Annotated in this window: 9 protein-coding genes and 1 pseudogene; all 10 read right to left on the reverse strand. The window is 69.8% G+C overall.

Annotation, left to right across the window (positions count from 1 at the left end; translation table 11 throughout):
- Positions 1-44: 44 nt before the first annotated feature.
- The 10 genes and pseudogenes from OG883_RS14255 to OG883_RS14300 all read right to left on the reverse strand — a co-directional run bounded on the left by OG883_RS14255 (position 45) and on the right by OG883_RS14300 (position 12,428).
- Complete coding sequence (locus OG883_RS14255) at positions 45-2,765, reverse strand: HAD-IC family P-type ATPase (RefSeq protein WP_266539971.1); 2,721 nt, start codon at positions 2,763-2,765, stop codon at positions 45-47.
- Between the two features lie 79 nt (positions 2,766-2,844).
- Positions 2,845-3,837 (reverse strand): polyphosphate kinase 2 family protein, encoded by a 993-nt coding sequence (locus tag OG883_RS14260; protein ID WP_266539973.1) that lies wholly within the window; start codon positions 3,835-3,837, stop codon positions 2,845-2,847.
- 40 nt (positions 3,838-3,877) lie between these two features.
- Positions 3,878-4,234 carry a three-helix bundle dimerization domain-containing protein gene (locus OG883_RS14265; RefSeq protein WP_266539975.1) on the reverse strand — a complete coding sequence of 119 codons (357 nt, stop codon included), beginning with the start codon at positions 4,232-4,234 and terminating at the stop codon, positions 3,878-3,880.
- A gap of 611 nt (positions 4,235-4,845) precedes the next feature.
- Positions 4,846-5,211 (reverse strand): DUF6193 family natural product biosynthesis protein, encoded by a 366-nt coding sequence (locus tag OG883_RS14270; protein WP_266539977.1) that lies wholly within the window; start codon positions 5,209-5,211, stop codon positions 4,846-4,848.
- Positions 5,212-5,223: 12 nt separating this feature from the next.
- Entirely contained in the window at positions 5,224-5,424 is a 201-nt protein-coding gene (locus OG883_RS14275) for a hypothetical protein (RefSeq protein WP_266539979.1), read from the reverse strand.
- The gene (locus tag OG883_RS14280; RefSeq protein ID WP_266539981.1) at positions 5,421-5,573 is read right to left on the reverse strand and encodes a hypothetical protein; all 153 of its coding nucleotides are present in this window, start codon (positions 5,571-5,573) and stop codon (positions 5,421-5,423) included. Before OG883_RS14280 ends, OG883_RS14275 begins: the two co-directional genes overlap by 4 nt.
- Before the next feature lie 39 nt (positions 5,574-5,612).
- Positions 5,613-7,064 (reverse strand): ATP-binding protein, encoded by a 1,452-nt coding sequence (locus OG883_RS14285; RefSeq protein ID WP_266539983.1) that lies wholly within the window; start codon positions 7,062-7,064, stop codon positions 5,613-5,615.
- Positions 7,061-8,719, reverse strand: a complete 1,659-nt coding sequence (locus OG883_RS14290) for an FAD-dependent oxidoreductase (RefSeq protein WP_266539985.1) — start codon at positions 8,717-8,719, stop codon at positions 7,061-7,063. Before OG883_RS14290 ends, OG883_RS14285 begins: the two co-directional genes overlap by 4 nt.
- 423 nt (positions 8,720-9,142) lie before the next feature.
- Positions 9,143-9,978, reverse strand: a pseudogene (locus tag OG883_RS14295) (crotonase/enoyl-CoA hydratase family protein).
- 413 nt (positions 9,979-10,391) lie between these two features.
- Entirely contained in the window at positions 10,392-12,428 is a 2,037-nt protein-coding gene (locus OG883_RS14300; protein WP_266541531.1) for a CHAT domain-containing protein, read from the reverse strand.
- Positions 12,429-12,851 lie beyond the last annotated feature (423 nt).

Below are 12,851 nucleotides of genomic sequence, written 5' to 3' on the forward strand. Positions count from 1 at the left end.
GTAGGTTCGCGTCGGCTGGTCACGGACGAGGGAACGGGGCGCACTCACCCGCGGCGCTTCACCCTGCGGGCCAGGAGCTTGCCCAGTTCCCACAGCAGCAGAAGCACGAAGGCGGACAGCAGCGCCCAGCCGAACTGCCGCAGGTTGATCTCGGTGGTGCCGAGGATGCGGCGGAACCCGTCCAACTGGGTCACCAGCACCGCGAGCACGAACTGGGCCAGCGCCACCCAGTTCATCTGCTTGCTGTCGAACGTGCTCGTCGTCAGTATCGAATCCGTCTCGCTGCGGCATTCGAACGCGGCCACGATCAGGCAGAGCGCAAAGGCGGTGAACGCCATCGAACTGCCGATGTGGACGCTGCCGAAGTGGGACTCACCCAGCTTGATCAGACCGAGCAGAACGACGGTGATCGCCAGTCCGCCGCGTCCGACCGTCACCATCACGGGCCGGGTCAGCACCGACTCACCTCGAGGACGCGGCCTGCGCCGCATGAGCCCCGGGCTCTCCTGGTCGAAGCCGAGCGCGAACCCGAACGAGGCATTGACCACGAAGTGGATCCACAACACCTGCGGCGGGGTGAAGGGTTCACCGGCCGCGATGTTGAAAATGGTGGCTCCGAGGAAGGTCAGAACGAAGGTGACCAGCAACAGGAGTACGAACCGGATGTACTTGGTCAGGTTGTCGTAGAGCTTTCGGCCCTGCTCCACGGCATAGACGATCGTGGCGAAGTTGTCGTCGGACAGGATCATCCGCCCCGCGTTCTTCGCCACGTCCGTGCCGCTGCCCATGGCGATACCGATGTCGGCGGACTTGATGGCGGGCGCGTCGTTGACGCCGTCGCCGGTCATCGCCACGACGTCGCCCTTCTTCTTGAGTGTGGCGGCGAGCAGCACCTTGTGCTCCGGCGCGACCCGCCCCACCACACCGATGTCGTCGATGCGGGCCAGTTGCTCGTGCTCCGGGAGCGCGGCGAAATCGGCGCCGAGGAGAGCCTCCCCGGGGATCCCGAGCTGCCGGGCGATGGCGGCACCGGTGGTGACGTCGTCCCCGGTCACCATGCGGACCCGGATGTGGGCGTCCTGGGCGCTCGCCACGGCTGCCCGGGACTCGTCGCGCGGTGGATCGACCATGCCGACCAGGCTGGTCATCTGCAGGTCGGCGACGTAGGCGAGCAGGTCGGCGTCGGGATCGAAGCCGGCCGGGTCCAGATCCCGGGTGGCCGCTGCCATCACCCGGCGTCCCTCACCGCCCATGCGCTCGGCCTGCTCCTGGGCGCGCCGACTCAGCTCGGCGTCCCACGGGATGGTCGCGCCGGCCGAGAGCGCGGTGGCTGCGCGGGCCGTCACCGCCGGGGCCGCGCCCTTGACGAAGCATCGCACCACAGGCCGGCCGGAGGCATCGACTGCGGAGTTGAAGGTGGCCATCAGTTTGTAGCTCGGGTCGAACGGCAGCGTGGCAATGCGGGACAGCCGCTCGCGCGTGGCTTCGACGTCCAGCCCGGCCTTGTGGGCCAGTACCAGGAACGCGCCCTCGGTGGGATCGCCCACGACATCCCCGTCCACCAGCTTGGCGTCATTCGCGACGAGGTACGGGAGGATCGCGTCCTCGATGCCCGCGGAGGAGCCCGCAGCGTGATGGATCTTCCCGTCGAGGCCGTAGCCCGTGCCCGAGACGGTGTACCGGTCGGTGGGGGTCACGACCTCGACGGCCGTCATCTGATTCATGGTGAGGGTGCCGGTCTTGTCCGAGTTGATCGCCGACGTGAACGCCAGGGTCTCGACCGACGGCAGTTCCTTCACGATCGCGTTGCGCTTCGCCAGGTTGAGACTGCCGACGGAGAGGATCGCCTGGGTCACCGTCGGCAGGGCCTCGGGAATGGCGGCGATGGCCAGCGAGACCGCGCTGACGAACAGGGCGTCCCATGCCTGGTCGCGGCTGCGCCCGAGAGCGAACATCACGATCATGGTCAGGCCCGCGGCGGCCGTGATCCACAGCGTCAGCTTGTTGAGCTCCTTGGTGAGCGGCGGCTCCTCCTTCTCGGTCGCCGACAGCATCTCCGAGATCTTTCCGAGCTCCGTGTCCTCGCCGGTCCCGGTGATGATGACGACGCCGCTGCCGTGCGTGACCGGGGTGTGCATGAACGCCGTGTTCGACCGGTCCCCCGGGCCCAGCCGGGTGTCCGGAAGTGTTCCGGCGTCCTTCGCGGCGGGGACGCTCTCACCGGTGAGGGTCGACTCGTCGATCTGCAGCGCGTGAGCTTCGATGATCCGCCCGTCCGCCGGGACCTGGTCACCGGCGGAGATGAGCACGACATCGCCCACGACCAGCTGTTCCGCCGGGATCTCCGACTCGGTTCCGTCCCGCCTCACCCGGGCTGTCGTCGTCAGCATGGACTTCAGCGCGTTCATCGCGCTCTCGGCTCTGCCCTCCTGGCGCAGGCCCACGATCGCGTTCAGCAGCGTCAGCGCGATGAGCAGGATTGCTGTGCTCCACTGTGCGATCAGCAGTGAGACGACTGCCGCTGCCACGAGGACGATCTGCATATAGCTGCGGTACTGCTCGATGAACCGTCGCCACGCCGGAGTCGGCTTCTCCTCCGGCAGCGCGTTCGGTCCGTTCACCGCCAGCAGCTCGGCGACCCTGGGCGAGGAGAGTCCGGACGCCGGATCGACACCGAATGCCGAGGCGACTTCCTGCGGAGAACGCGTGTACCAAGAAACCGGATCACCGGGCAGCCGGGCCGGCCGCTTCGACTGCATCTCCATCTCAGGCCTCCGATCCGGATCCGGTCCGCTGTGTCCCGACGGGCCCTGGTTCGCCTGTCCTTCTTGGTCCGCCGCGCCGCTACGAATGCTTTCGCTTCGCGGTACGGCCGGTTCGCTGCTGTTCGCCGCCCGCTTCGGGGACCGGATGCCTGGCCGCGTACGGATCGGCCGGGGCGCCCTCAGGGGCCTCGGCCTCCAGCTCCTGCCTGGCGGCCCGGAGGTCCTTGCGCGTCTCCTTGCCGACCACGGGGTAGTGGGGGTCGATGTCCATCAGCGTGTGCGCCAGCACCGCTGCCGTGCAGATACGCGCGAACCACTTCCGGTCCGCCGGTACGACGTACCAGGGCGCCCACGGCGTACTGGTCGCCGAGAGCATCTCGGAGAACGCCTGCTGGTAGTCGTCCCACCGCCGGCGCTCCCGGACATCGGCGGCGGAGAACTTCCAGTTCTTCTCCGGCAGGTCGAGCCGCTTCATGAAACGGATGCGCTGCTCTTCCTTGGAAAGGTTCAGGAAGACCTTTACCACCTTGAACCCGTTGTCGGTCAGGTAGCGCTCCCAGTTGTTGATATCCCGGTAGCGACGGTCCCAGATGTCCGCCCTTCGCTCCGGCAGTCGCTGCCGATCGAGAACCTCCGGGTGCACCCGTACCACGAGAACCTCCTCGTAGTGCGAACGGTTGAAGATCGCGATGTCGCCGCGCGCGGGCAGCCTGGCGGCGTACCGCCACAGATAGTCGTGGTCGAGCTCTTCGGCGGAGGGCTGCTTGAAGCTGCTCACCTTGACACCCTGCGGGTTCACCCCGCTCATGACATGCCGGATCGTCCCGTCCTTGCCTCCGGCATCGAGCGCCTGCAGACAGAGCAGCACTCCGTACGTGTCCTGGGCGGCCAGACGCTCCTGGTACTCGGCGAGCAGCAACACACCCGCGTGCAGCAGCTCTGCACCGTGCTTCTTCTTCAGGCCGGCCTTGTAGCGGGGATCGAAGTCCCTGCCCAGGTTGACCCGCGATCCCGGCTTCACCCGCAGTGGCTCGATGAGCTTCGCGATGCGTTCGGCCCTGGCGTCCGTCATGACGAGCCGCCTCTTTCCTGTCGCGCCGAGTGCCACACGGTCATGTGCGCTCACCACGGTCAGGGCTCACGTCCGACGTGCGCGACGGGCGGAGCCTCCGCGGCCTCCACCGGCTGCGCAGGGGAGAGCGCGCCATGCTCCCGGTCGACTGCTCCGCCGTCCCTCGCGTGGTCGGCAGTGAGACGGCCGAGCCGCCTCCGGCCGCGGAGGAGACACCTTCACGGCCGATGGCGCTGAGCATGATCCGGACCCGGCGTGCGACCAGAATCGGGACGTAAGTCCTGATCTTCGCCTGCTGGAACGTGCCGTAGGCCGTCGCGACCGCTGTGTCCACGATCGCCGGGTCGACCGAAGGATAGGCGGTCTTCAAGCCCGCGGACAGGTGCCGGATGGCCACTTCCTCGTCCTGCGGGGCGGACGCCTCGGCTACCTGGGGCGGCGCCGGATCCGCACATACCCGTGGACCAGGACCGCGACCCGCTCCCTGTGGTGGGGTGCTGTCGTCCGCCACGGACGCCGACTCATCCGTCCTCATCGCTCAACCGCCCGCGCGCTCGCACGACCCAGTTCTCAAGGGTCAGAGACTGCATGGCTCATGGCCACGGACCCGACAACCCCGAACCGGCTCATGGGCCGACTGCGAGGCCGCCACTCTCATTCTCCGGCCCCCCGGTCGAAACCGCCTCACGGACGACGCCCCTCACGCGGGTTCCTGCGATGCCGCAGGATCGGTACTCGAAACCGGGCCGCGAGGGAGGAACGCAGCACCGACGGGGGCCACGAGGCTGATGACCGCCGGCGTGATCACCGCGGCGTAGGACCGGCAGGCTGCCGCCGACAGGATCCGGGACGTGGTACGGGCGGATCCGGCCTCGGCGGCGGAGGAGCGGGACGCGGTGGCGACGCCCGGCGGTCGGGCGGCAGGCCCTGCTCGCCCCGGCCCACCTGTCGTGCGGCGACACTGCCTGGGTGTGGCGCGCGAGGCAGAGCCGGTGCTGTCGGTGTCCGTCACAGGTCGTCCGGGGTTCCTTCGATGGCCGGTCCGCAGTTGTCGGGCAGGCTGGCCACGATGAGTTCGACGGCTTCCTCCACGGTGTCCGGTTCGCCGAGCACCGTCCTGTCGGAGTGCCGGAACACATGGAATCCGCCGGGACGGGGGAACAGGGCGGCCACGTCGTGGGTCCACGGGTACTGGGTGCACCGGCTGAAGTACAGCGCTCCGTGGCTGACCATGGGGAACAACTCCCGCAGCCGGGAATGCGCGTGAGCCGCAGGCGGGATCGCGGGATTGATGCGCCTTTCGCCGAGCTCAAGGATCCTCTGCCACGCCGCAGCCACGATCTCTGCCGCTCCACGCGGGGGTTCGCTGTTCATCGTGCTCCCACGTCACTTGTTCTTCTTGATGGCAGCGTGCGGGTCGATCTCCGGGATGTCGGGCTTCGGGACCTTGATCTCCTTGTACACCCCGTTCTCCTCGCCGCGGGTGTACCAGTGGATGTCGTCCCAGGACCGCCCGCCCGGGTTCGGCTCGTTGAAGATGTTGGCTTCTCCCTCGTACACGACCGTGTTCCGCGTGACCACGCTCATCTCCCAGGCGGTCCCGTTTCCGTACACGGGCCGATTGCCTCATCGGTCGAGAACGGCGAACCCTGCTCGACGGCCGTCTGGAACGCATCGACGATATCGGCCGGCGTGTTCCAGTTGCCGCGTTCGCCCTTGCTGTTCGTCGTGGCCATTCCGGTCCGGCTCGTCGTCCCGGTGCGACGACCGCGCCCCTACGGCTCGTCGTCCCCGGACGGCGGCGGGTCGAGCGGGAGCGACACCCGGAACAGGGTGTCGCCGGGGCTGGACGAGACCCGGATGTCACCGCGGTGCTTGTTCACCACGATCCGATACGAGATGTCCAGTCCGAGGCCGGTCCCCTGCCCGACCGGTTTCGTCGAGAAGAACGGCTCGAAGATCCGTGGCCGGATCTCGGGGTCGATGCCCGTGCCGGTGTCCCGTACCTCCACGTACGCATGACCGTCCTCGTGCCAGGTGGCGAGGGTGAGGGTCCCGCTGCCGTCCATCGCGGCGAGCGCGTTGTCGATGAGGTTCGTCCACACCTGGTTCAGCTCCGCCCCGTAGGCGGGAACGAGCGGCAGGTCGCCGTCGTACTCCTTGACCACGCGCACCCCGTCGGGGATCTTGGCGCGGAGCATCACGACCGTGGCGTCGAGGAGTTCGTGGATGTCCACCGGCTGCTGTGCGGCGCGGTCGAGCTGGGAGTACTGCCGGGCCGCGTCGACCAGGCCGGAGATGCGCCGGGTGGCGTCCTCGATCTCGCCCATCAGCAGCTCGGTGTCGACGGTGTAGGTCAGCCAGCCGACCGCCGCCCTGCGGTGGTCGCCGGTGAGGCCCTCGGTGGCGCCGGCCAGCCAGTCGGCGTCGATGCCTCCGGCCACGAGGGTGGGGGCGATGTCCCAGGCGTTCTCCACCTCCGCGTCCTCCAGCCAGTCGCCGAGTTCGTCCTCGGCGTCGGCGGCCTCGATCGCCGGGAGTGGGCGCGCCTCCCTGGCCCGCCGTACGGCGGCGTCCTGCATCTCCACCAGCTCGTGCAGCCGGGTGCCGTCGAGCCTGCCGTCGGCGATGAGTGCCAGCTTGTGCCGCATCCGGGACACCCGGTCACGCAGGGTGTCGGTAGCCCTGACCGCGGCGGCGGCGGGATTGTTGAGTTCATGAGTGAGCCCGGCCGTCAGCGAGCCGAGGGCGATGAGCCGCTCCCGTTCGCCGACGATGACGTCGATGGCGCGCGTGCCGAAGAACAGCCCTTCCAGCAGATGCAGGGCCATGGGGAACCAGTTCCGCACGGCGGTGGCGAACTCGGCGGCCGGCAGTACGAAGAGCTCCACATCGGTGACCGCCCGCATCGTGTGGGAGTAGACCTGGTCCACCCGGTCGCCGAGGTAGGCCTGGGTGGCGCCGCCGTAGGCACCCCGCTGGTCGGTGCGGCTGAGCTCGATGTCGTCGCCGTGGAGTCGCCTGCTGAGTGCGACAGCCCCGCTGAGGAGTACGAAGAAGCAGGACGCGTTCTCTCCCTGCGCGTACACGGCCGTCGACGCCTCCCGCACCTCGACCCGGCCCCGTTCGGCGAGCCAGGCCAGCTGGGCGGGGTCGAGGGCCTCGAAGAGGAAGAGAGTGCTCAGTTCGTCCGGGGTGGGTGCGGTGCGGGAGGCGTCGGCGGTCATTGTGCCTCCAGGTAGCGGTGCACCAGCGTGACGGCCATGGCGCCCTCGCCCACCGCCGAGGCGACCCGCTTGACGGACTCGGCACGTACGTCGCCGGCCGCGAACACCCCCGGGACGCTGGTTTCCAGGTGGTACGGGGCGCGGGCCAGCGGCCACCGGGGTGAGTGGCCCCCGGGCCCCGGCAGGTCGGGCCCGGTGAGGACGAATCCGCGTGCGTCGCGGGCCACCAGGCCGTCCAGCCACTGAGTCTGCGGTTCCGCGCCGATGAACACGAACAGCCACGAGGCGTCGACCGTCGTGAGGGCGCCGGTGAGGTTGTCGCGCAGGGTGAGCCGTTCGAGGTGGTCCACGCCGTCGCCGGCGGCGGCCTCGGTGCAGGCGTGGATCTCGATGCCGGGGATGGCCTCGATCTGCTCGATCAGATAGTGCGACATGGACCGGTTGAGGTCGGGGCCGCGCACCAACAGATGCACCCGGCGCGCGTAGCGCGAGAAGTAGACGGCGGCCTGGCCGGCGGAATTCGCGCCGCCGACGATGTACACCTCGTCGCCTCGGCAGTTGGCCGCTTCGAAGGACCCGGAGCCGTAGAACACACCGGCGCCGGCGTAGTCGTCGAGGTGTGTTCCCGCCAGCCGCCGGTACGAGACTCCGGTGGCCAGCACGACAGTGTGCGTGCCGATCGAGGTGCCGTCGGCGAACCGCAGCACACGTCCCGCCCCGGCGGCCTCCAGTGCCACCACCTCGGTCGCGCTGAGGATCTCGGCGCCGAAGCGCGCCGCCTGCCGGCGTGCCCGGTCGGTCAGCTGCGCTCCCGACACCCCGTCGGGGAAGCCCAGGTAGTTCTCGATACGGCTGCTCTGGCCCGCCTGACCCCCGGTCGCCCTGCGCTCGACGAGCACCGTGCGCAGTCCCTCGGAGGCGGCATACACGGCGGCGCCCAGGCCGGCCGGGCCCGCGCCGATGACGACGACGTCGTAGAAGTCGGACGCGGGGCTGGTGCGTAGTCCGACGTGTTCGGCGAGCTTCGCCTCCGAAGGGGCGTGCAGTACCTTGCCCTCGGCCGTGACCACCAGCGGTACGTCCGCTGCGGTGAGACCCGCCGCTTCGAGCAGCTGGGCCCCCTCGGGCTCGTCGGCGGCGATCCACCGGTAGGGAACGAGGTTCCGCGCGAGGAACTCCCGCACCGAGAAGGACGGCGCGGACCAGCGGTGCCCGACGACCCGCGTCTCGGGTGCCCCGGAGTCGGGTGCCGCGTCCCACAGCTCCAGCAGGGTGTCGAGGACCGGGTAGAGGTTCTCCTCCGGCGGACTCCACGGCTTGAGGAGGTAGTGGTCGAGATCGACCACGTTGATGGCGTCGATCGCCGCGCCGGTGTCCGCGTATGCGGTCAGCAGCACGCGCCTCGCCGCGGGAAACAGGTCCATGGCGGACTCCAAGAACTGGACGCCGTTCATGGTGGGCATGCGATAGTCCGCGATCATCACGGCCACCGCTTCCCCTCGGAGCTTCACCTCCCGCAGAGCCACCAGGGCCTCGTCCCCGGACACGGCGCGCAGCACCCGGAACCGCTCCCCGTAGCGGCGCCGCAGGTCGCGGGCGATGGCCCGGGAGACGCCCGGATCGTCGTCGACGGTCAGGATCGTCGCCTTCGACATTTCTTCATGATGCGCCCGCGGCGGTGGGCCTGCCCACCGGCGGGGGACCTGCTGGGCAGGCCGGCCCGGCGGCCAGGGGGCGTGGGCGGGTGGACGGTCGCACCGGTGGTGCCTCTCCCGTCACCGGCTCGGCCGACGCCCCCCGACCGCGCCCACCGCACGGCGTCGGCACCTCATCGACCCGCAGGTCAGCAGCCCGGCCCTGAAGTGCCGGGACGACCAGCGGAGACCGCGGCCGCCTTGGACGCGCTCGCACCGTGCCACGGCCACGGCAGCTACCTGCCGCGGCCTCTGTGAGTTTGAGGCGTCGGGTTACCGGAATGCTCTGTTTCTTGGGTATCCGACGGGGCATCGGCCACACAGGTATGCACCTGGTCCTTGACCGGTCCCTGAGAAGGGCCGGCCGGTACCGGAACGGACGTGTCAGTCGGTGGAGGAACCGTGCCGTCCGGCCCCGGACGCGAAGCGCGCGGCACCCGAGAGTGTCTCGCCGGCCGAGAGCGGCACCATGCCGTGCCGGAGCTCGGCGGCCAGTGCCTCGGGCTCGGCCAGCCCGTGCTGCTCCCGTACGGAGAGCCGGTCATGGCGCAGGCACAGTTGCGGGAACGCGGCGATCTCCCGGGCAAGTTCCTCCGCCGCATGCCGGGCCTGCCCCGGCGGTACGAGGCGGTTGGCGAGCCCGATCGCGTACGCCTCGGCGGCCGGGACCGGCCGGCCGGTCAAGATCAGGTCCATGGCGCGGCTCTCGCCGATCAGCCGCGGCAGCAGGACCGTGCCGCCGTCGATCAGCGGTACCCCCCACCGGCGGCAGAACACCCCGAGGACCGCGTTCTCCTCGACCACGCGCAGATCGCACCACAGGGCCAGTTCCACCCGCCGGCCACGGCATGGCCGGCTACGGCCGCGATGACCGGCTTGGTCAGGTGCAACCGGGTCGGCCCCATCGGGCCATCGCCGTCGGGCTCCACGCGGTTGCCGCGTTCGGTGCCGATGGCCTTGAGGTCGGCGCCCGCGCAGAACGTCCCGCCCTCGCCCCACAGCACCGCGACCGAGGCCTCGGCGTCTGCTTCGAACGCCCTGAAGGCGTGGGCCAGTTGCCGGGCCATCGGCCCGTCCACGGCGTTGCGGGCGGCGGGCCGGGACAACACCACGGTGGTCACGGGCCCGGCACGCTCCACGCGGACGGCGGGTGCGGTGTCCTGCTCCGCCGCTGTCGCGGGGGCAGTTGAGGTGGTCGGCGTATCTGGGGTATCGGCCATGGCTGCATTCTCACGTGGCCGCAGTCCGACGACCAGACCGGCGATCACGACGGCGATCCCCGGCCACACCGGCAGACCCGGCGTGTCCTCGCGGTCATGCCCCCGCCGGAAGACCGAGCCGTGTCGAGCTCGGAGTACAGGGCCGCGAAGCCCTCGCTCACCGGCCACAGTGGGCAGACCACCGCATCTGCCCCGTGGAACAGCAGGCTCGCGGGCACACCGCCGAACTCGTCGGCGTCGGCGATGGCACCGGCATGCCCGCACGGCAGGCCGACAGGAATGCGAAGCGGGCCGTGGTGGGCCGGCCGAGGACATCTCCCGCGGACCACAGCTCGCCCAGGAGCCGGAGGCGGCGTCCCGCATAGCGGGCGTACAGAGTGCCCCTGGCCCCGCGTTCCATCCACAGCTCCACGTCACCGGCCTCGGCGTCGGGCGCTACTGCGGCTGCGCGTCTGCGGAGTCGGCCGACGCCGGGCAGGTCGGCGACGGACTCCCCGACCGGATCTCCTTCCACGTCGGCGCACGGGCCACCCAATCAAAGGGTCGCCCGCACGGACATCCTCCGGGGAAGGGGCTACCAGCAGAGCGGATCGGGCCGGGTCCTGGGGATCCGCGTGTCCATGGCCGCTGAAATGGAAGGCGCCGGCCTGGGCGAGGTGCTCGGCCACATTGGAGCTGGTGGCCTCAGGGCCGACCAGGACGGTGGATCGACAGTCAGGCGGGTGGTGGTTCTTCACCGAACCGGCCTCGGAGGCGGAGCACGGGAGATCGCCCGTCGGATCGCAGACAACAAGGTCCGTCTTCATCGCGGGTGGGCTGAGGCGCGCCCGGGACTGTACGAACTCCCGGGCGCTGGGGTAAATGGACATGGGAGTGTCGAGGAGGCTGGGCAGGGCGCGGAACGGCACGAAATGCAGCCAGCGGTGAGGTATGACCACCAGCCGGCGTGTCCCCGACCGCATGATCTTGTCCCTCACCAGCCGTCCGATCGCCGCTTCGACGGCTGGGACGACGGCCCGCAAAGCCGCCTGTGAGGCGGAGGAGTCCAGTCGTCCCGACAGAGCGTCGACCCAGCCGCCGGAGATTTCGAGCAACTCCTGCCAGCGGTCCCACGGCCACTCAGGCAGGCAGACCAGGCGAAGGGCGGGACGGGACCTGTCGTTGTCGCGCGTGATGTAGAAGACCAGAGTCGCCGAATCGCCGACTCCGAGGATGACCGCGGCCTCGTCGGGCCCGAGCGCGGCCGCGATCTCCTCGGACGAGGGGCTGCGTAGTGCCTCGCCGGTCAGGTCGGGGCGCATCAGGCGATATCGCTCCAGGAGCTGCGCGCGGAGGGAGATCGGCCGTCCAGGGACGGCCGGCGGCGGGCTATCGGCCATGGCCTGAGAAATCTCGTGCGCGCGTGTGGCGGCCAGGATGTCCTGTTCCAGGGCCAGGAGTTCCTCGTGCGAGGGCAGCCGGGACAGTTCTGAACGGTAGCGGCGGCGCATGCTCTTGGAGTCCTCCAGCACGCGGAGCGCCGCTTCCGGCTCGCCGCAGTGGACGTGCGCCACTGCCAGCAGGGCTGACGCTCGATTGAAGGAGAAGGCGGCCTGGGCTACGTCGTGTTCCGTGACGGCCGTGAGGTAGCGGTCGCGGATCGACGGTAAGAACTGTGCCATCCGTCTACGGACGCTCTCATGCTCGCCGAGGTGACCGAGGTGTGTGGCATGGCTCAGGTCCAGTACCTGCGTGGTGCGCGACTGTGGATCGGCCGCCCGGTCGATTAGGCGGCCGTAGATCTCGGCCGCCCGGCGCGCGTCTCCAGCGATGTCCAGATGGCGCGCAACCATTCCGGCTGTGCGGGTGTCGAGCTCCGTCCGCTCGTACTCGCCCAGTGCGATACCGAGCAGCCCGGCGGCTCGTTCCATCCAGGAGGTGTGGCTGTCGGCATCGCGGGCCATCAAAGCCTCGCCGGCACGCATCAGACAGTAGGTGTGGGCCGATTCCAAGAAGTCTCGTACGGCTGAGGGGCGCTCGTCGCCGGTCAGTGACGCACACGCTTCGTCCATCAGCGCGACGGACTGCTCTGGCGACAGCAGTTCGTACTTGAGCAGGTAGTACGCAGCCGCCAGTTGCTCGTTGCGGTCGTCGGCGCGCCGCCCCAGCTCCAGGCTCGTGAGGAGTCGGCGGCGTGCCGACTCGAGATCCCTCTCGCTCTCCGGCGGGAGGCGCAGGAGAGCGAGCGCGCCGAGTCGTAGCGCTAGGGGATCGTCGTGGCCGGTGCCGCCCCAGGCGTCCACGGCTCGAGCCCGCCGCTCCGCTTCATCGGCACGTGCCGTCAGCCGCTCTCCGGCGAACCATCGGATCAGCAGGTCCTGGGCTTCGCGGATGAGTGCGGCAAGGGGCTCGGCGGCGAGGGCGACTTCTCCCCGGCGGGCGAGTTCCGCCATGAGCCGCAAGGTGTCCACCAAGGCCGGACCGTGTTCGACCAGGGTCTCGGCGAGCAGGGTCTGCCGCGCCCGGGTGTCCTGCTCCAGCAGGCGGCGCGCGTCGTGTGTGCGTTGACGGATGTGCTCCGCGCTCTCCTCGGACAGCGTCGTCCCCCCTTGCCGTCATGCACCGAACGATCCGCTGGAATGCACTACCCACCCCCTGAGCCGTCCGAACCACGCGCCGGGCAGAGGCGCCGAGGAGAAGGGGGAATCTGCATGGCCGGGATTCATGGCGATGTCGTACCTCGGGACCGAATGATCCCGGCCGTTCGCTGTAAGGCGGCGCGAAGACGGAGCGCGGCGGTCAGGGCACGATGCGCCGGCGGTTCCCTCGTGATCTCCCCGCGGACCTTCCGCCGACGAACGTGCCGTGTGCCATTTTGTCCTGGCTGCTGAGCC

The sequence above is a fragment of the Streptomyces sp. NBC_01142 genome (assembly GCF_026341125.1).
Taxonomy (GTDB): Bacteria; Actinomycetota; Actinomycetes; order Streptomycetales; family Streptomycetaceae; genus Streptomyces.